15 protein-coding genes and 1 pseudogene are annotated in these 20,027 nt (G+C 71.8%); 14 read left to right on the forward strand and 2 right to left on the reverse strand.

The genetic code is table 11. The features are described 5' to 3' along the window. Positions 1-298 precede the first annotated feature (298 nt). A complete protein-coding gene (locus E0D90_RS10995; protein WP_103501233.1) occupies positions 299-1,798 on the forward strand; it encodes a bifunctional cytidylyltransferase/SDR family oxidoreductase in 1,500 nt (499 codons plus the stop codon). Continuing rightward, positions 1,791-3,929 carry a hypothetical protein gene (locus E0D90_RS11000; RefSeq protein ID WP_130797627.1) on the forward strand — a complete coding sequence of 713 codons (2,139 nt, stop codon included), beginning with the start codon at positions 1,791-1,793 and terminating at the stop codon, positions 3,927-3,929. The genes E0D90_RS10995 and E0D90_RS11000 overlap by 8 nt, the downstream gene beginning before the upstream one ends. A 95-nt stretch (positions 3,930-4,024) precedes the next feature. On the opposite strand, the gene E0D90_RS11005 is transcribed toward E0D90_RS11000, so the two are convergent. Beyond that, positions 4,025-5,182, reverse strand: a complete 1,158-nt coding sequence (locus E0D90_RS11005; protein WP_130797629.1) for an acyltransferase family protein — start codon at positions 5,180-5,182, stop codon at positions 4,025-4,027. A gap of 243 nt (positions 5,183-5,425) precedes the next feature. Here E0D90_RS11005 and E0D90_RS11010 point away from each other — a divergent pair, with 243 nt between their 5' ends. From E0D90_RS11010 to E0D90_RS11050, 9 genes are all read left to right on the forward strand, one after another. Continuing rightward, a complete protein-coding gene (locus E0D90_RS11010) occupies positions 5,426-7,861 on the forward strand; it encodes a glycosyltransferase family 2 protein (RefSeq protein WP_130797631.1) in 2,436 nt (811 codons plus the stop codon). Positions 7,862-8,078: 217 nt separating this feature from the next. Next, positions 8,079-9,875, forward strand: a complete 1,797-nt coding sequence (locus E0D90_RS11015) for a stealth family protein (protein ID WP_130797633.1) — start codon at positions 8,079-8,081, stop codon at positions 9,873-9,875. Between the two features lie 205 nt (positions 9,876-10,080). Beyond that, positions 10,081-11,052, forward strand: coding sequence for a UDP-glucose 4-epimerase GalE (gene galE / locus E0D90_RS11020; protein WP_130797635.1), 972 nt, complete (start codon positions 10,081-10,083; stop codon positions 11,050-11,052). 176 nt (positions 11,053-11,228) lie between these two features. Then, positions 11,229-11,831 (forward strand): hypothetical protein, encoded by a 603-nt coding sequence (locus tag E0D90_RS11025; RefSeq protein WP_130797637.1) that lies wholly within the window; start codon positions 11,229-11,231, stop codon positions 11,829-11,831. A 191-nt stretch (positions 11,832-12,022) separates the two neighbouring features. Next, positions 12,023-13,120, forward strand: coding sequence for a glutamate 5-kinase (proB, locus tag E0D90_RS11030; RefSeq protein ID WP_103501226.1), 1,098 nt, complete (start codon positions 12,023-12,025; stop codon positions 13,118-13,120). 260 nt (positions 13,121-13,380) lie between these two features. Next, entirely contained in the window at positions 13,381-13,803 is a 423-nt protein-coding gene (locus E0D90_RS11035) for a DUF8830 family protein (protein ID WP_227870132.1), read from the forward strand. A gap of 146 nt (positions 13,804-13,949) precedes the next feature. Next, positions 13,950-15,299 carry a glutamate-5-semialdehyde dehydrogenase gene (locus E0D90_RS11040; protein ID WP_103501225.1) on the forward strand — a complete coding sequence of 450 codons (1,350 nt, stop codon included), beginning with the start codon at positions 13,950-13,952 and terminating at the stop codon, positions 15,297-15,299. A 49-nt stretch (positions 15,300-15,348) separates the two neighbouring features. Next, complete coding sequence (locus E0D90_RS11045) at positions 15,349-16,161, forward strand: SCO2584 family spore wall biosynthesis protein (RefSeq protein ID WP_130797639.1); 813 nt, start codon at positions 15,349-15,351, stop codon at positions 16,159-16,161. A 181-nt stretch (positions 16,162-16,342) separates the two neighbouring features. Next, positions 16,343-17,413, forward strand: a complete 1,071-nt coding sequence (locus E0D90_RS11050; protein WP_130797641.1) for an SCO2583 family membrane protein — start codon at positions 16,343-16,345, stop codon at positions 17,411-17,413. Between the two features lie 97 nt (positions 17,414-17,510). On the opposite strand, the gene E0D90_RS11055 is transcribed toward E0D90_RS11050, so the two are convergent. Next, positions 17,511-18,845, reverse strand: coding sequence for a M48 family metallopeptidase (locus tag E0D90_RS11055; RefSeq protein ID WP_130797643.1), 1,335 nt, complete (start codon positions 18,843-18,845; stop codon positions 17,511-17,513). Between the two features lie 131 nt (positions 18,846-18,976). Here E0D90_RS11055 and E0D90_RS27175 point away from each other — a divergent pair, with 131 nt between their 5' ends. The 3 genes and pseudogenes from E0D90_RS27175 to E0D90_RS11065 all read left to right on the forward strand — a co-directional run. Beyond that, on the forward strand, positions 18,977-19,126 hold the full coding sequence (locus E0D90_RS27175) for a hypothetical protein (protein ID WP_170214960.1): 150 nt from the start codon (positions 18,977-18,979) through the stop codon (positions 19,124-19,126). Positions 19,127-19,155: 29 nt separating this feature from the next. Continuing rightward, the gene (gene nadD, locus E0D90_RS11060; RefSeq protein WP_103504849.1) at positions 19,156-19,794 is read left to right on the forward strand and encodes a nicotinate-nucleotide adenylyltransferase; all 639 of its coding nucleotides are present in this window, start codon (positions 19,156-19,158) and stop codon (positions 19,792-19,794) included. Between the two features lie 28 nt (positions 19,795-19,822). Further along, positions 19,823-20,027: pseudogene (locus tag E0D90_RS11065) on the forward strand (LytR family transcriptional regulator); the annotation flags it as partial.

Genomic DNA, 20,027 nt, shown 5'->3' on the forward strand with positions numbered 1-20,027 from the left:
GGTGGTGGTCGGGCCGGCCGGTGAGGGCGGGGGAGGCCGTGGCAGGCCGCGGGCGGCCCGGCCGGGGCGTGCCGCAAGGTGTGCCCGAGGTCGCGCCGGGCCGTCGTGACGGCCGTCACCTGGCCGCTCCGCGGAGCCCTTTGCGTGACGTGACCGTCAACAGTCGTCGAAACGCGTCACAACCTCATAACGGGTGGCAACGATTGCCGCTGAGGAGGAGTCATCGTTCGAGTGGAGTTAATCTTCTCCACGGCAGGCGTTAGTACCACAGTCAGATCGGCGGGAGCGGGATTTGTCCATCCAGAGCTATTCGGCGCGTCCTCGGACCACGGCAGTCGTGCTCGCGGGGGGGACGGGCCAGCGGGTGGGGCTGTCGATACCCAAACAGCTGATCAAGATCGCCGGGAAGGCCGTCATCGAGCATACGCTCGCGGTGTTCGAGAAGTCCGACGACATCGACGACGTCATCGTGCTCATGACCCCGGGCTATGTGCCCGAGGTCGAGAAGATCGTGGCCAAGGCCGGTCTGCGCAAGGTCAGCCAGGTCATCGAGGGCGGAGCCACCCGCAACGAGACCACCGAGCGCGCCATCGCCGCTCTCGGCGAGGACCTCGCCGAGGGGGAGGAGCGCCACCTCCTCTTCCACGACGCCGTGCGCCCGCTGCTCTCCCAGCGCGTCATCAGCGACTGCGTCGCCGCGCTCGGCCGTCACCAGGCCGTGGACGTGGCGATCCCCTCCGCCGACACCATCATCGTCACCCGCACCCACGGCGACGACGGCGAGTTCATCACCGACGTACCCGACCGCTCCCGGCTGCGTCGCGGGCAGACCCCGCAGGGCTTCCACCTCTCCACCATCCGCCGCGCCTACGAGGTCGCCTCCGGGGATCCCAACTTCCAGGCCACCGACGACTGTTCGGTGGTGCTGAAGTACCTGCCGGACGTGCCGATCCATGTCGTCCACGGTGACGAGTGGAACATGAAGGTCACCCAGCCCGTCGACGTCTACATCGCCGACAAGCTCTACCAGCTGGCCTCCACCGCCGCCCCCGCCCAGTCCGACGAGGCCGCCTACCGCGAGCTGCTCACCGGCACCACGATGGTGGTCTTCGGCGGCTCCTACGGCATCGGCAAGGACATCGCCGAACTGGCCGAGAGCTACGGCGCCAAGGTCTACCCGCTGGGCCGCTCCACCACCGGCACCCACGTGGAGAACCCGCAGGACATCGCCGACGCGCTCGACAAGGCGTACGCCGAGACGGGCCGCATCGACCACGTCGTCAACACCGCCGGCGTGCTGCGCATCGGCCGCCTCGCCGAGACCGACACCTCCGTCATCGAGGAGGCGCTGAAGGTCAACTACCTGGCGCCCGTCCAGATCGCGCGCGCCGCCCACAAGTACCTCGCCGAGACCGGCGGTCAGTTGCTGCTCTACACCTCCAGCAGCTACACCCGGGGCCGCGCCGAGTACAGCCTCTACTCCTCGTCCAAGGCCGCCGTGGTGAACCTGACCCAGGCGCTGGCCGACGAGTGGGCCGCCGACGGCGTCCGCGTCAACTGCGTCAACCCCGAGCGGACCGCGACCCCGATGCGCACCAAGGCGTTCGGACAGGAGCCCGCCGGCTCGCTGCTCTCCTCCGAGGCCGTCGCCCGCACCTCGCTGGACGTGCTGCTCTCCACCATGACCGGGCACGTCATCGACGTCCGTCAGCAGGACCCCACCGCCGACGCGACCGCCGCCGGCAGCTTCGACCTGGCCCTGGCCGCCTCGCTGAACACGGGGACCGTCGGTGAGTGAACCCAACACGCAGAACGGGCCCGCCCGTTCCTCCGCCGACGCCGGGGCGCGGGACCGCTCCACGATGACGCGCCTCGTCGACCGCTACGGACGTCTCGCCCTCGTGGTCTCCCTGGCGTTCGGCGTGAGCGCCGCGCTGCTGGCCGTCGCGGCCATCACCGACAACCCCGCGCTGTTCTTCGGCGCCTGGGCGGTCAACTACGCGGCGGACTGGTACCTGCGACTGCGCGGCCGGGTCGCCAACGCCGTCCTCCGCCGGTTCGGCTTCGGCGACCGGCTCCGGGAGTTCAACCGGCTCCTGCTGCTGGTGCTGCTCGCCGTCATCAACGAGACGACGGGCGTCACCGTGCTGGCGCTGCTGGTCACGCTCTACTTCAGCGCCAACGGCAGCCACGCGCCGCTCATCGGCTACCGCAACAAGCGGCGCAACACCCCCGTCGCCGTCCTGAACATGGACATGAGCGAGCTGCGTGTCCCCGACGCTCCCCACGGATCGATGTGGCACCAGCGCGGGCTGACCCGAATCCCCGGGCCCGAGGTGCTGATCGCCGCGGCGACGGCGGCGCTGCTCGCCGGAGGCGGCGCGGCCTGGCTGACGCTCGCGGGAGCGGCCGCGCTGCTCTCGCTGGGCTTCACGGCCCAGCTGTCGCTGCACGCGCTGCGGAACCGGCGCATACCCGAGTCGCCGGAGCTGATCGAGGTCATCAACCGGCGGCTCGCGGAGTACCGGCCCGAGGTGGCCCTCTACTTCACCTTCGCCGCCACCGGCCAGGACTTCATGTACCAGGTCAACATGTGGATCGACACGATGGAGAAGCTCGACCGCCGCGCCATCATCATCCTGCGTGAGACCGCGGCGATGACGCAGCTGGACCGCACCCGGCTCCCCGTCGTCTGCACCCGCAAGGCCGACGACCTGGCGCTGCTGGACCTCTCGGACGTGCGGGTGGTGCTCTACCCGGGCAACGCCGGCAAGAACGTCCACATGCTGCAACGGGCCGAGGCACAGCACGTCTTCATCGGCCACGGCGACAGCGACAAGCTGGCCAGCAGCAACCGGGTCAGCCGGGTCTTCGACGAGATCTGGGTCGCCGGCCAGGGCGGACGCGACCGCTACCAGCGTGTGCGCCACGCGATCGACCCGGCCACCATCGTCTCCGTCGGCCGGCCCCAGCTCGGCGAGGTGACCGCCGCGTCGCCCGGGCACCGCGGCGGGCCCCTCACCGTCCTCTACGGCCCGACATGGGAGGGCTGGACGGACGAGGCCTGTCACACATCGGTGCTGCCGATGGGCGAGAAGATCATCGAGGGCCTGCTCGCCCACGGCGGGGTGCGGGTGATCTACAAGCCCCACCCGCTGACCGGCAAGCGGTCAGTCGAGGTGGAACGAGCCGACGAACGGGTGCGGCAGCTTCTGCTGCTCGACAACGAGCGGCGTGCCGCCGCCCGCGACGCCCGCCACCTCGAGGAGACCGAACGGCGCCTCGCCGAGATCGAGTCCCGCATGGCCGACCTGTCCGGGCAGTCGGCGCCCGGCGACTGGCTCCAGCGCACCAGGGACGCCCGCTGGGAGTCGCACGACGTGCGCGCGGAGATCGAGGCGCTGCGGACCCAGTGGAGCGCCCTGTTCTGGGACGACGCCTACCAGGCCGGCCGGCACATCATCGTCACGGACCGGCTGCCCTCCCTCTACGACTGCTTCAACCACTCGGACCTGCTGATCAGCGACATGTCGAGCGTGATCTCGGACTTCGTGGCGAGCTGCAAGCCGTACGTGGTGACCAACGCGGAGAACGAGGACGCCGACCAGTACCGGCTGCTCAACCCCACGGCCGGTGCCGCGTACCTGCTGAGCGGCGACTGCCGGGAGCTCGGCGGAATCCTGGAGACGGTGGGCCGGCCGGAGGCCGATCCGCTCGCGCAGCGCCGGGTGGAGCTCAAGCGGTACCTGCTCGGCCCCGACGAGCCGTCCTCGATGACGCTGTTCAACGAGGCGGTGGACGCCCTCTACGAGCGCGGACTGCGTGCCTTCCCCCTGGGCACCACCGCGGATCCGGTACCGGCGACGCCCGCGTACTCGACCTCGGTTCCGGGACCGCGTGAGGAACTGGTCCCGGAGACGCTCTCCTGACGACCGGCTCACCAGCACACGTGTGAGGGGTCCCCGCCCATGGGCGGGGACCCCTCACACGTGCGGAACGCCGGTCTCTGCCGGCGGAGCCGGCCTCAGCGGGCCCCGGAGTGCTCCGCCGGGAGCCGTGTCTCGCTCGTCTGCGGCGGCACGGTCGCCGCCGGAGCGGCGGTGTCGTCCCCGTTCTTCGGCGGGCGCTTGGCAGACGCGTCACGGACCGCCCGCGAGAAGAGCCAGGAGACGCTCGGCTGCACCACCGGTTTGGCCAGCAGCCGCACCGGGGGAGAGGCGAGCAGCGCCGCGAGAACCACCGCGGCAAGGATGATCAGCAACTGCTCCGACCTCTGGTCGACGCGCTCGAAGATCCCGGTCTCGCGGAGAGGCCGCAGGACCAGCGGGTGGAGCAGGTAGATGTACATGCCGCCGGCGCCGAGATAGGTGACGACCGGAATCCTCCGCCGGGGCACCAGGTTGATGAGGCTGAGCCCCATGACGATGCCCCAGGCGAGCAGGGTGGCCCGGAACACCCAGGCCCAGTACGTTCCGAAGAACTCCGCCTGCGACTCGTACGGCGCTGCCATGGTGGTCCAGCCGATGCGGACGTCGTGGCGGACGAGCCACGCGACCACACCTGAGCCCAGGAGCAGCCCCACGCTGAGACCCCGGGTCCATCGTCGCTCGAACAGGCCGGCGAAGAGCCCTTCCTTGATCTTCCAGCCCAGGACGAAGAACGGGAACAGCGCGACCGTGCGGGACGCGGAGAACTCCGCCCCGAACTCGTTGAAGTAGCCGATGGCCAGCGAGGCGGCGACGGTCATCGTGAACGGGTAACGGAGCGCGACCACATAGGGCAGCGCGACGCGCCAGACGATGAGCGACAGCAGGAACCACAGCGTCCACTTGGGGAGGCCGAGGTAGATCTTCCACTCGCCCTCCAGCCATCTCACCTGGAGCGTCTGGAGTATGGAGAAGAATATGTAGGGGAGCGCGATGGATTCCAGGATCCGGCGTGATTCCCGAAGGTTCAGCGGGCCGGCGCTGCTGAAGTAGCCGCACACCATCACGAAGACCGGAAGTCGCAGGGCCCAGGTGACCATCCAGAGCCAGAGGGGCCCGTCCATGTCACGCAGCGGTTCGATCGTGTGCCCCACCACCACGAGGGTTCCCGAGGTGTACCGGACGTTGTCCCACCAGGGGTCGCGGGACTTGCTGCGCGCTCTTCTGCCGAAGAGCTTCTTCATGATGCTCGCCACGTAGGCTCCGAAGTCAGTGATGAGTCGGTGGAGAACGTCCACGCGGTGTGCCGGCGGTCACATTCTCCCGGGCATCCGCGGACCTCGAAGTGATCATAGCGGGTGGGTAGTACACCAGTAGCTAACAAATGTGTAACCCGACCGGCCGGATTCGGCCGTAGGCAGATTCTCCCCCCGGGCCGTGTTCCGGTGCGGGGTACTGTTGTCGACGTACGTCGGAGACGGCTTCATTGGAGATCTGCTGTGCGACCGGATGTGTCCGTTGTTATTCCCGTCTACAACTCGATGCCCTACCTCGTCGAGTGTCTCGACTCGGTCCTCAAGCAGACATTGGATGCCTCGCGCATCGAGATCATCGCCGTCGACGACGCGTCGGACGACGGCAGCGCCGAGCTCCTGGACCAGTACGCCGGGCGTCATCCCGCCATGGTGGTGCACCACCGGGAGACGGGGTCGGGCGGGCCGAGTCTTCCCCGCAACCAGGCGCTCGAACAGGCCCGCGGCCGTTACGTTTTCTTCATGGACGCCGACGACATCCTGGGCGAGGAGGCCTTGGAGCGCATGGTCGCGATGGCCGACCGGGACGAGTCCGACATCGTTCTCGGGAAGATCATCGGGCTGGGCAGGACCTCCTCCGTAAAGGCGTACCAGCAGAGCGGAAAAGTCGATCTCTTTCGTTCCGAGGTGTACCGGGCACTCAGCCCGCAGAAACTCTTCCGTCGCTCGATCATCGAGGAGAATCGCCTGCGATTCGACGAGAAGATCTGGTGGGGAGAGGACCAGATATTTGTCACCGAGGCGCATCTGGTATCACGCGGGGTTTCCGTCGTCGGTGACTACGACTGCTATTTCCTGCGCTTTCGTGAGGACGGCGGGAACATCACCCAGCGGGTGCGCGGTGTCGACGAGATGGTGCAGCACGTCGAGATCCTCATGGAGATGGTCGCCGACCGGGTCTCCGACGATCACGGCCGAATGCGGTTCCTGGCGCGGCATTTCCGGTATCTGGCGAGCAACGTCCTGCGGGGAGGCATCACCAACGACGACGCGGGTTACCGGAGCCGGCTGTGGGAACGCTGCCGCGCCCTCTACGAACGCTACTGGGCTCCGGAGATGCACGCGGAGATCGGGGCCTACGAGAGTCTCCAGATTCGCCTGCTCGGCGAGGGGGATCTGGAGAGGTCGGTCGAACTCGCCCACCGCGCGGAGGACTCCACCGAGGCGGAGCTGGTCTTCGACGGAGGCCGCGCGTACCGCCGGTACCCCTTCTTCAGGACGGCCCCGGCGGTGCCGGACCACTTCTACGACGTCACCGACCGCCTGCGGTTGCGGGCCTCTCTGGTGTCGTCGGGATGGGACGGCGCGACGCTCCGACTGGAGGGCGAGGCGTGGCTCACCGACGTCGACCTCGCCGGCGCCGGCTTCACCCTGGTCCTCCGCCGCCGCGGCGACAAGCACGAACTGCGCCTGGCCGCGACCACGGCGGACAGTGGCGCCCGCCCCGCGGCGGACAGCGCCCCGGACACGGCGCGCACCCGGTGGCGGGCCACGATCGACGTTCCGGCCGCTGAGGACGGAGCGCCGCTGACCACCGGCGTGTGGGACGCCCACCTGCACGCCTCGTTCCACGGAGTGCGCCGCTCGCTGCGGCTGCCCGCGACGGGCGGTGGCGCCCTCGCCCCGCACGCCGGGCGGCTGCTTGCCATGGGCCCGGCCGGTGAGGTGGTCCCGGTCGTCCCGTACGCGACCACCTCCGGCCGGCTCTCCCTGGACGTCGGCGGCCGGCTGCGGCCCGTCGAGGCCGGAGCCGCCGTGACCTCCGTCGCATGGGACGGTGACCGGCTCCTGGTCACGGGCGCCGCCTGGCTCACGGAGCTCCCCGCCGGGGAGCTGTCCGTCACCGTGGCGCTCCGCCGCAGGGCGGGTGAGACGCCCGCCCCTCGCGGACAGCTGGCCCGGTGGAACCCGTTCCGGGCCCTCGGGGGCAACCCCCGCTCCCCGGGGCTGGTCGTCACGCGCGGCACACCGCGGGACGGCGGCCGTTCACCGGCGAGTTGTCCCGCGTCGGCCGACCCCGAGTTCTTCACCGTCGAACTCGACCTCGGGAACGCGCGGGACGAATCCCGCCTCGGCGGCGGCGTATGGGACTTCTGGGTGACCGTCGAATCCGGAAGTGAGAGCCGGGAAGTCCGCCTTCCCTCCGACAGCGGCCTCACCTCGGAAGTTCTCGGCAGAACGCGCCCGAGCCGGCGAAAAGCCGGAGCCTCGGTCACCGCCTATGTCACCAGAGGCGGCTATCTCGCCGTGGACGGACAGGGGAAGCATTTCCCCGTGCGGAGCCAACTCCATCTGGAGGCTCCCCGCCGCCGCGGGAAAGCGGGGGAGACGGAGTTCCCCGGACGCCTCGGCGCGCTCCCCGGCGAGAACGGCGTGGTCACCGTCGAGTTGCTGGACGCGCGCGGAACCGTCATGCGTGAGCTTCCCGTTCCGTTCGACGGCGAGCCCGACGAGGCCGTGGAGTCCGTCACGTCCGAACCCCCCGCCGCCGAGTGGCCGGCATTTACCCTGCGCGTCCCCACCGCCTTGCTGCCACCGGGTGGCACGGCCCGGCTGCGGATGACGGTCGAGGGCGCACCGGGGCCGGTTTACGGGGAAAGTGTGAAGCTCTCGGACGTATAAGCGCGACGGTGGTGGCGATCACGCGGGTACGCCGCCACCGCGCCGGTAGTGAGGCGGAAACCCCGCGAAATGCGCGCGCCTGCCGTCCGGCGGCAGGCGCGCCGAAGGTTACGCTTTCCTGGCGCGTGTGTGCCGACCGGGCCCCGTCGCGGTGAACGATCCGGGGCCGGTGTCCGGCCCGCACGCGGTGGACTGACGCTTACCAGGACAGGACGAGATGAACGCACCGTTTCACGCCGGAGATCAGTCGGGACCCGTGCCGGGTGGTTCCCTCGTCCGTCGCTACAACAAGGTGCCCCTGCCGGTACGCAAGGTGATCAACCGGGCCACGCCCACCGGGGCGCGTAAGCGCGCCAAGGACTGGCTGGCCGGTCAGCTCACGCCCGGGGAGCGGCTGCGTCACCGCCGCGCCCGCCAGTTCCGGCGGCCGCTGCTCGCCGCCGACCCCGAGGTCCGGGAGTTCCTGCACCGCGGCCGCGTGCTGCTCGGCCGCGAGGTCGACGGCTTCTCCGCCGCCGCGGCCGCCGCGCACAACCTGCGGCTGGTGGTGCGCGCGCTGGACCAGGCCGGTATCAGCTACTTCATGGTCCCCGGAGCCTCCTCCATCCGGCACCAGCTGGGCATCCGCCTCGCCGACCGGGAGGCGTTCCTGGTGGTGATGGACGAGCTGTACGCCGCGACCCCGCTCTACGTCGGACTGCCGCAGCGCTCCGGCGGCACCACCGCGCTCCAGTTCCGGATCGACGGACCGCTCTCCGAGGAGCTGACCCGCGCCGGGACGCTGCGGTTCGGGGAGTTCCTGATCGGCCCCCGCAACCAGCTGCTGGCGCACACCCGCTCCGGCTGCGACGTGGAGTTCTGGGCCGACGGCGCCGAGCTGCTGGCCGACGGGGACCCGGAGGAGATGCTGCCGAAGGGCCTGCCCGAGGACATCCTCGCCGAGTCCCTGATCGCGCCGCGCCGCAACGCCGTCTCCGACTTCCTCCCGCGCGGCGAGCAGGTCCCCGCGCTGCTGACCGTCCGCGACCACGACTACCCGACCTACCAGGCGTTCACCATGCCGCGGGTGAACGAGGTCCAGTTCCCGATCGACATCGTCTACACCTGGGTCGACGGCGACGACCCCGCGTGGCAGCGCCGCCGCGACGCGCACCGTCCGGGCAGCCCCAAGGGGAACAGCGCCGAGGCGTCGCGTTTCGTGAGCCACGACGAGCTGAAGTACTCGCTGCGCTCGCTGGAGATGTACGGGGACTTCATCCGTCACATCTATCTGGTCACCGACCGGCAGGTCCCGGAGTGGCTGAACACCGACGCGCCCGGTCTGACCGTGGTCGACCACCGCGACATCTTCCGGGACCCGTCCGTCCTGCCGGTCTTCAACTCCCACGCCATCGAGACGCAGCTGCACCACATCGAGGGCCTGTCCGAGCACTACGTCTACTTCAACGACGACGTGCTGCTCGGCCGCCCGGTCGGCCCCGACCAGTTCTTCCACGCCAACGGCATCGCCCAGGTGCCCTTCTCCTCGGCGCAGTTCGGGCTCGGTGAGCCGCACCCGCTGGAGGCCGCGCCCAGCGCCGCCGGCCGGAACGTCCGCCGGCTGATCTGGGAGACCCACAAGCGCCACATCACCCAGAAGTTCATGCACGTCGCCCACCCGCAGCTGAAGTCCGTGATGCGGGAGCTGGAGGAGCTGTTCCCCGAGGAGTTCGAGCGGACGGCCGCCTCGCGGTTCCGGGCGGTCACCGACGTCGCGCCCGGCGCCTCGCTCCACCATCACCAGGCGCTGCTCACCGGCCGTGCCGTGCCCGGGCGGTACCGCCTGTGCTACGTCGACATCAGCCGCCCGGAGGAGGCCGAGCTCCGGCTCGGACGGCTGCTCGCCGAGCGGGGGCACGACTTCATCTGCCTCAACGACGTCGCCACCGCGGACGAGGACCGGGAGCGGGTGGGGCGGCTGCTCAACTGGTTCCTGGACGAGTACTTCCCCTTCCCCAGTTCCTTCGAGCGCTGACCGGGGCCGCCGGTGGCGCGGTCGCGGAGGCGCGGTGGCGTGGTCGCGTGGTGGCGGTCAGGTTCCACCGGCCGGTGACGTCCGCCACGGCGCACCCCGTCCCCTTCACGGGCGCTTCCGGCCGCCGGGTGTACGTTGCTGACCGTCGCCCGCGGCCGGCGCGGGCCGGGCCGGTGCGGCCGACGTCGTGAGGAGTGGGTGCTGCGTGAGCTGGATGGTCACTGGCGGTGCGGGCTACATCGGTGCCCACGTGGTGCGGGCCATGCGGGCGGCCGGGGAGTCGGTCGTGGTCTACGACGACCTGTCCACCGGTGACGCCGCCCGGGTCCCGGACGGGGTCCCGCTCGTCGAGGCCAGCGTCCTGGACCGCGAGCGGCTGGACGCCGCCCTCGCCGGGCACGGGGTACGGGGCGTCGTGCACATCGCGGCCAAGAAGCAGGTGGGCGAGTCGGTGGAGCAGCCGCTGCGGTACTACCGCGAGAACGTCACCGGTCTCCAGACACTCATCGAGTCGATGGCCGCCGCCGGTGCCGACCGTCTGGTCTTCTCCTCCTCCGCCGCCGTCTACGGGATGCCCGATGTCGAGCTGGTCACCGAGGAGACGCCCTGCGCGCCGATGTCCCCCTACGGGGAGACCAAGCTCGCGGGCGAGTGGCTGGTGCGCTCCGCCGCGCGGGCGCACGGGCTGCGCACGGCCTCGCTGCGGTACTTCAACGTGGCGGGCGCCGCCGCGCCGGAGCTGGGCGACCCCGGGGTCTACAACCTCATCCCGATGGTGTTCGAGCGGCTGACCGATGGTCGGCCGCCTCTGGTCTTCGGCGACGACTACCCGACACCGGACGGCACCTGCGTCCGGGACTACATCCACGTCGCGGACATCGCCACCGCCCACCTGGCCGCCGCACGCCGCCTCACGGAGAGCCCGGCAGGCACCTGCCTCACCCTCAACATCGGCAGCGGGCAGGGTGTCTCGGTGCGGGAGATGATCGACCGGGTGCGGAAACTGACCGGGTACGAGGACGTGCTGCCGGAGGTCGTGGAACGGCGGCCGGGGGATCCGGCGAAGGTGGTCGCCTCGGCCGACCGCATCCGCCGGGAACTCTCCTGGTCCGCCGAGCACGACGTGGACGACATGATCAGTTCGGCGTGGGCCGGCTGGCGGAACCGGGCCGGCTGACCGCGCCGCGAGCCCCTGGTGTGGTGAGAAGCACACCTCCTACCCCGTCACGCTCGCGGTATGACGGGAATGTCGCAGGCGACACCTGAACGTAACCAAGGAGATCATCTTCTGCTCTTCTCTCTGTGCCCCATTCGTGGAGACAATGCGGCATCGATGTGAGGAGTGATGGGGACATGTCGCTTCAGGCAGCCGGCCCGGCCCGGCCCGCGGTAGCCGCGGAGGCACTGGTGACCGGCGCGGCCTCCGCGCCCCGACCTGCCCGTACGGAGGGCCCGGAGGTGGCCGGAGGGGCGACGGTGGCCGAGGTGGCGCCCGCGGCGGTTTCCGAACCGGTTCCCCAACCGGTTCCTGTGCCGTCCCCCGTCTCGCCGCAGGTGCCGGACGTCTCCGTGCTCGTCGGCTCCCAGGTCACCTCCGTCGGCCGTGACGGCCCTTCGGTGGCCCTCGTCGTCACCGTCGCGGGTGACACACGGCTGCGCCTGCGGCTGCACGGCGCCTTCCGGCTCGGCCGCGGCGAGCGGGTGATGCTGGAGGACTCCGATCTGACCGTGCGCCAGAAGTACGTGCCGCACAGCTCGTTCGGCGACTGCGAGACCCTCTTCGACTCACGGGTCGTCGCCCTCAACGCCATTCTCGCCGCCGTACGGCCGGCTGTCACCGTCGCGGCGCTCAGCGACAGCGGATCGCTGCGGATTGGCTGGGGCACCTCCTTCCGCCTCGACGTGCCGGCCGCGATCGGTGCCGACGGCTGGCGGCTGCTGGTCGACGAGGGCTGAAACCCGGCCGCGCCCTCCGGTGCATCCCCGCCCCCCGGCCGGTCCGCTGTCCGGACTCCGGCGCCGTCCGCCCACGTCCGCGCCCGTACCGTAGATTGAGCCGGCCGGGACACCCGTCGGCGGTGGCGGCAGCGTGCGGAGACAGGGGTGGCCAAGTGACAGCGGCGCGAGCGGACGTGGCGCGAGCGGATGTGGCGGACGCCCGCAGGATCGTGGTGAAGATCGGATCGTCCTCCCTGACCACAGCGGCGGGCGGACTGGACGCCGACCGGGTCGACGCGCTGGTCGACGTCCTCGCCAAACACGGCCACCGCGAGATCGTGCTGGTCTCCTCCGGTGCCATCGCCGCCGGACTCGCCCCGCTCGGCTTCCCCCGCAGGCCATCCGACCTCGCCCGGCAGCAGGCCGCCGCCAGCGTCGGGCAGGGACTGCTCCTCGCCCGCTACACCGCCTCCTTCGCGCGGTACGGCCGCCGCGTCGGCCAGGTGCTGCTGACGACGTACGACACCAGCCACCGCGTCCACTACCGCAACGCCTACCGGACGCTGGAGCAGCTGCTCTCCATGGGCGCGGTGCCCGTGGTGAACGAGAACGACACCGTCGCCACCGACGAGATCCGCTTCGGTGACAACGACCGCCTCGCCGCCCTCGTCGCCCACCTGGTCCGGGCCGACCTGCTGGTCCTGCTCTCCGACGTCGACGGCCTCTACGACGGCGACCCCAGCCGTCCCGGCAGTAGCCGCATCGCGGAGGTGGCCTCGGCCGCCGACCTGGCGGGCGTGGAGATCGGGTCGACCGGCCGGGCCGGCGTCGGCACCGGCGGCATGGTGACCAAGGTCGACGCCGCCAGGATCGCCACCGGCGGCGGCATCCCGGTCGTGCTCACCTCCGCCGTCCACGCCGCCGACGCCCTCTCCGGCAGCGCCACCGGCACCTACTTCGCCCCGACCGGGCGCCGTTCCGCCGGCCGGCTGCTCTGGCTGGCGCACGCCTCCGCCCCGCGCGGCGGTGTCACCCTCGACCCCGGGGCGGTGCGCGCCATCACCGAACGCGGCAGCTCACTGCTGCCCGCCGGGATCACGGGAGTCGACGGGGACTTCGCCGCCGGGGAGCCGATCCTGCTGCGGGACGAGACCGGCCACACCGTCGCGCGGGGCCTCGTCAACTTCGACGCCCGCGAGATCCCCCGGCTGATCGGACGTTCGACGCGCGACCTCGCCCGGGAGCTGGGCCCGGATTACGAACGTGAGGTCGTCCACCGTGACGATCTGGTACTGATGCGGACCTGAAGGGCTTCTGTGGCGATGTGGGGTGTTTTGGCGGCGCCGGCGGCGCGCGCGGAAGGGTTTCGCGCCGTGTCCGTGACCGGCCCGTACCGCCACCCCGGATCGGCCAATGTGCGCCCGATCAGTGCACGGTTCCGCCAAACCGCCCGCATCACCGCCGGGGACCTGGCAGCTTTGTGCCTGGCCCGGGGCAGGAGACCGGGCGCTGGTGCCACGGCCGGCACCATGTCGCACCAGGTGAAGACCAGTTCAGGAGGCTGTCGGTGAGACGACTGGCCAGTGTCGAAGGAGGACAGGGGCCCAGCGCCGGGCCACCGGGGGACGCGGAGGACCATCAGGAGCAGGAGTCCCGGCTCTGGCACGTCACACTCAGCGTCTCCGGCGAGGCGGCGCCGCTGACGGAGGTCCGGCGCGCCCTGGAACAGCTGGCGCACGACCACCCCTTCCTGCTGACCAGCCGCTACGCCACCGACCACGCCGAGATCAGGTACTGGGAGGAGGCCCTCGACCTGCGCGACGCGGCCGCCGTCGCGCTGCGCCTGTGGGGCGAGCACCGCCGCACCGCGCAGCTCCCGCCGTGGGAGATCGTCGGCCTGGAGGTCATCGGGCGCGAGACCTACCACCAGCGCATCGCCGCCGGGCAGGGCCCGGTCCCGGCGGCGCCGGTGGGCGTCCACCCGTTCTGACGACCGGCGGCGTCAGCCCGTTCTGACGATCGGCGGGCGTCAGCCGTTCTGACGACGCCGGTGTCCCGTTCCGGTGCCGCGGGGGAGTGGCCCGGGATGCGGACCGGGCCTCTGCGGCCGGTGTGGCGCCGCTACCCTTGGCGGGCATGAGCCCCGCAGCCGACTCCGCCCAGTTCAGCGCCACCGGCACCGCCGCCACCGCCGCCCCGGCGGACCCGGCCGGCGGCGCCGCCTCCGACTCCCCGGTGACCGCCGTCGCCCGGCGTGCCCGGGTCGCCGCCGCCGAGCTCGCGCCGCTGCCGCGCACCGCGCGTGACACCGCCCTGCTGGCCATCGCGGACGCCCTGCGGGAGCGCACGGACGAGATCGTCGCCGCCAACGCCCGGGACGTCGAGCGCGCCCGGGAATCCGGCACCCCCGACTCCGTCGTCGACCGGCTGACGCTCACCCCCGAGCGGGTCGCGGCCATCGCGGCGGACGTCCGTGACGTCGTCGCCCTGCCCGACCCCGTCGGTGAGGTGGTGCGCGGCTCCACCCTGCCCAACGGGCTGGAACTGCGCCAGGTGCGGGTCCCGCTCGGCGTGGTCGGCATCATCTACGAGGCCCGGCCCAACGTCACCGTCGACGCCGCGGCGCTCTGCCTGAAGTCCGGCAACGCCGTGCTGCTGCGCGGCTCCTCCTCCGCGTACGCCTCCAACTCCGCACTGGTGGAGGTGGTACGCGACGCGGTGGCCGGCGCGGGGCTGCCGGCCGATGTGGTCCAGCTCGTCCCCGGCGAGAGCCGCGAGTCGGTGCGCGAGCTGATGCGGGCACGCGGCCTGGTCGACGTGCTGATCCCGCGCGGCGGCGCCTCGCTGATCCGCACGGTGGTGGAGAACTCCACCGTTCCCGTGATCGAGACCGGCGTCGGAAACTGCCACGTCTACGTGGACGAACGCGCGGACCTCGACATGGCCGTCGATATCCTGGTCAACTCCAAGGCGCAGCGCCCCAGCGTCTGCAACGCGGCCGAGACGGTGCTGGTGCACGCCGGGATCGCCGACGCCTTCCTGCCGCGCGCCCTCGCCGCGCTGGCCGAGGCCGGGGTGACGGTGCACGGTGACGAGGCGTGGCGCCGGGCCGGCGCGGCGGCCGGCCAGGAGGTCGCCGAGGCGGACGAGACGGACTGGGCGACGGAGTACCTCAGCTACGACATCGCCGCCGCGGTGGTGCCCGACCTCGACGCCGCGGTCGCCCACATCCGCCGCTGGACCTCCGGCCACACCGAGGCCATCGTGACGGCGGACACCGCCGCGGCCCGGCGCTTCGTGTCGCTGGTGGACTCGACGGCCGTCATGGTCAACGCCTCGACACGGTTCACCGACGGCAGCCAGTTCGGCTTCGGTGCCGAGATCGGCATCTCCACGCAGAAACTCCACGCCAGGGGCCCCATGGGACTGCCCGAGCTGACCTCCACCAAGTACGTGGTGACCGGTGACGGTCACACGCGTGGGTGATTTTCCGCCGACTCTCCCGCAGCACGCCGGTTCGTCCTACGCTGGTGGGGTGCCGGACGACGTGGGGGGCCCGCCGTTCCCGGACGGGGAAGGGCCCGAGAGCAGCGACCGCGGGGCAGCCGATGAGGCGTTCGCCGCCGTGGTCCTCGACGAGGCCTTCGTGGAGGCCGCGCGGATTCACGAGCCGTCGGCCCGTGAGCGACTGCTCTACGCGGGGTGGGACGGCGAGTCGGACGGCGACGGAGACGACGGGCAGACCGGCGCGCTCTTCGGCGGCTACGACTCCGACGCCGCCCCCGGGGCGCATCTCTTCGACGAACCGTACGAGGACGAGGGCCGGTTCGACAGTAGCGACCACCCGCGTGACGCCCCGGAGCGGCCGGCCGTGGACGGCCACGGGACTCCGCCGGGATGGCGTTCGGGCCCGGCCGACGGGAGGGCGGCGCCCGCCGGTGAAGCCGGCAGGCCGGGTGCACCCGGGCCTGCCGGGCGGCGGGAGGCGCCGTCGACCGCGCCGGCCGTAGCGGCGGGCGCACCGGCAGGGACAGGCGCCAACGGGCGGCGTGGCCCGGGCGGCGGCGTCCGCGCCGCGGCGGCCGCCGGACGCAGACCGGGGCGGTGGCAGCGGCCGGTCGCCTGCGTGCTGGCGATGGTGATGGGGCTGACCATGGTGGCCTTCGCGCTGATAGCGGTCCAGCGCGCCGGGTCCGGTCAGCCGATCGAGCCACCGTCCGCCCCACCGGCGAGCGACCCGGGCGGTGACGGGGACGGCGCCGGTACGGACGCGGGCCCGGCCGGGGAGACCGGCACCGCGGCGGGGCCTTCCAGCTCGGGCGGCGCCCGGACGGACGATCCCGTGTGAGGCGCGGTGTTGAGCGGGTGAACGCTGTTCCGTCCTGGGTGGGTTGGGGCCACTGACGCGCGGTCGTCCCTTGTCCGGAAAGGGTCGTGCCGCGGCCGATTCCGCGCCGCTTCCCCGGAGTCGTCGGACCGGGCGGGCGGTGGGTCTGTCTCCGGAGCGGTCCGCGACCTACTCTGAAAAGGTGACGGCAGGGCGTTCGGACCCTCCTGGAGGGCCCGCTGGTGACCCCGGCAACGGGGACGAGGAGTTTCGGGCGACCGTCTTCGACGAGTCGTTCGTCCGGGCTGCCGCGCTCCAGGAGTACTCCGCCGTGCAGCGGCTGGAGCAGCAGACCTCACCGGTCCGCCGCAGAACGATCGAGGAGCCCTCGCCCGCCTCACGCTCACGGATGCTGCCGCGCAACGGACTCGCCGTCGCCGCGGTCATGCTGGCCGCGATCCTGATCGCCGTCTTCCTCAGCAACGGCGGCACCCAGCGGGTCGCGAACGCCGCCCGGGAGCCGGTGCCCGCCGCCACCCTGCTGCCGCTCGCGCCGCGTGGCCCGGTCCCCGGCGCTGAGCCGGCCGACCCGTACGCGGCCTCACCGGCGGCCGGTCTCGGCACCGACCTGGTGGTTCCCGACGGCGGGGAGACGGACGGCTACAGCCATGACCAGGTCGCCGACGCGCTGCTGCTCGCGCGGCGCTACGTCGCCGCCGGCACTCTCACACCGGACGTCCTGACCGGCGACGCCGTCGCGCCGGTGCGCTCGCTGCTGGTGCCGTCCCAGCAGCGACAGTTCGACCGCGCCACCAGGCCGGGAGCAGACGCCACCGCGGCCACCACCTTCCTGATCCGCTTCGACTCCGGCGCCGTACGCCTCGCCGACGAAGAGCCTCGGCTGGAGGGCGACTTCGAGGTCTCCGAGGAGGGCGGGCGGCTGTGGGTCACCGCCCGCCACCTCGTCGCCTACGCGCTCGCTCCCGCGGACGACTCGGACGCGCCCGCCTCGCTCTTCCTGGTGCGGCGCGTCGTCGCGCTGAGCTTCGGCACCGAGGAACTCACCGCCGGGCAGGTGGTCCTGGAACGCGCCGAGACCGTGGCCGGCCCGCTGGACTGCGCCGGACCGGACACCGAGGCGCCCCCGGGACTGCTGCCCCTGCTCGCCGGCGAAGAGGCCCGGGAGGCCCCCGCCGACGTGGACGCGGGGATCGACCTGTTCAGGCTCTCCGACGAGGGTGTGCGTCCCTGCGGGGTCTTCGCCGCGAGCTGACCGACCCCGTAGGGCCGCGTCGCCTCACCGGCGCCGTCCCGTGCTCCGGCGGGCGGTGCGTGTCCGGGCGCCTGCCCGCCGGAGACCGGGGGAGTGCTCAGCTCTTGCCGGGGCCGGTGCCCGGACCGGGGCCGGTCCCGCCGGCTGGTCCCTCGCCCGGTCCCTCGCCGCCCTGGCCGGGACCGGTCGTACCGCCGTCGCCGCCGTCCGTCCCGGTCCCGCCGGTCCCGCCGGTCCCGCCGGTCCCGCCGGGCCGTGGCGGGCGGCCGGTGCCGCGGGCGAAGTCGCGGAGCTTGCCACCCAGCTCCCCGGCGCCGCTGGCGACATCGTTGACCAGCTTCATCAGCGGGTCCTTGCTGTTCTTCACCGTGCCGGCGTAGTGCGCGGCCGACTCCCGTACCGAGTCGGTGACGCGGGCGTCCCGGTCCTCGTCACGGCGCGGGTAGTGCCCGTGGCACAGCCGCTGGTAGTCGCGGGTCTGCGACCACCGCTTCAGCTGCGCGGCGCGGACGGCGGCGAACGGGTGGGTGCGGGGCAGCACGGTGAGGATCTTCAGCACGGAGTCCCGTACGTCGCCGCCCGCCTCGTACTCCTCCGCCTGCTTCAGGAAGGAGTCGACGTTCATGTGGTGGAGGTGATTGCCGCCGGCCAGCTTCATCAGGCCGCGCAGTGAGGCGTCGAGGTCCTGACCGACCAGCAGCCCGGCGCGGTCCGCCGACAGCTCCGACTTGCGGAACCACTCCCGCAGGGCGGTGACGATCGCCATGATCGCTATGTTGCCCAGCGGGATCCAGGCCACCCGCACGGCCATGCTCGTCAGGAAGAGCAGGATGGTGCGGTAGACGGCGTGGCCCGAAAGGGCGTGGCCCACCTCGTGGCCGATGACCGCCCGCATCTCCTCCTCGTCCAGCAGTTCCACGAGGCCGGTGGTGACGACGATGATCGGCTGGTCCAGCCCGATGCACATGGCGTTGGGCTGCGGGTCCTGCGTGACGTAGAACGGCGGGACCCGTTCGAGGTCCAGGATGTCGCAGGCGTCCACCAGCATCGCGTGCAGATGGGCGAACTGGTTCTCGTCCACCCGCACCGAGTCGGAGAGGAACATCAGCCGCAGGCTGCGCTCCGGGATCATGCTGCTGAGCGCCTTGAAGACCGTCTCGAATCCGGTCAGTTTCCGCAGCGAGACGAGGGCCGAGCGGTCCGCCGGGTGCTCGTAGGCGCGCGAGGATATGCCGGGGTAGCGGCGACGGGTGCGAGCAGCGCTCTCCTCGCCGTCGTCCGCGTGCCCGCCACCGCTCGGGGCCGTGCCGCCGTCGCCGCCGTCGCCGGTGGTCCCCCCGGCGTTCCGCCCGTGCTCCGCGTCGCCGTTCCCGGGCCGGCGGTCGCCGTCCGGGGCACCCCCGTCACCGTGTGTGCGTTCGTCGTCGCTCATCGGTCCCCCCTCCTTCGTCCGTTGCGTCCATGCAACCCATCGGCAGCGGTGGGGGCAAGAGGCCGCCGCGAACCGCTGCGCTTACGATGACCCTACGTTCCTGGACGCCTTTCTCCCGGATAGGTCATCGCATGATCCTCAGCAGCGCCGCCACCCTCGCCACCCTCGCCGCAGGCGACGGGCAGCACTCCTCCCTCAACCCGTACATGGTGGGAGGCCTGGTCCTCTTCGCGCTGTGCGTGCTGCTGTTCATCACCATGCGGCTCAACCGGGACCGCTGAACACCCTCCGGAACCGCTAGGGTCGGGTCATGGGAGACCACACGGACCACATAGCCGCCGGAGAGGGCAGACGGCGGCTCGGCGTGATGGGTGGCACCTTCGACCCCATCCACCACGGACACCTGGTCGCCGCCAGTGAGGTGGCGTCCCGTTTCCACCTCGACGAGGTGGTGTTCGTGCCGACCGGTCAGCCGTGGCAGAAGAGCCACCGGGATGTGACGCCCGCCGAGGACCGCTATCTGATGACGGTCATCGCGACCGCGTCCAACCCCCAGTTCTCGGTGAGCCGTGCCGACATCGACCGGCCCGGCAAGACGTACACCATCGACACGCTGAGGGAGTTGCGCTCGCAGCACCCCGACGCGGATCTGTTCTTCATCACCGGCGCGGACGCGCTCGGGCAGATCCTGACGTGGCGTGACGCGGGGGAGCTGTTCTCGCTGGCCCACTTCATCGGGGTCACCCGCCCCGGCCACGCCCTGACCGATCCCGGGCTGCCGGACGGCGGGGTGTCGCTGGTCGAGGTGCCCGCCCTCGCCATCTCCTCCACCGGCTGCCGGACCCGGGTCGCGGTGGGGGAACCGGTCTGGTACCTGGTGCCGGACGGGGTCGTGCGCTACATCAACAAGCGTGAGCTCTACCGGACCCCGCCGGGCCCGACGAGCTGACCGGTCGAGAGGGCGAGAGGGCGGAGTGGTGAACGACCGACAGGACCCGTACGGCGAGGTGTACGGCTACGACGAGTACGGGCGCCCCCTGTACCGGCAGCCGACTGCCGAACAGCCCGGCTACGGCTACGACCCCTACGCCGTCACCCCGCCCCCCACTCCGGGCGCGGGCTACGCCGAGCAGGGGGACTACGGCCGGCAGGGCGGGTACGGGGACCAGGGAGGGTACGGCG

The sequence above is a fragment of the Streptomyces otsuchiensis genome, from assembly GCF_004305975.1.
Taxonomy (GTDB): domain Bacteria; phylum Actinomycetota; class Actinomycetes; order Streptomycetales; family Streptomycetaceae; genus Streptomyces; species Streptomyces otsuchiensis.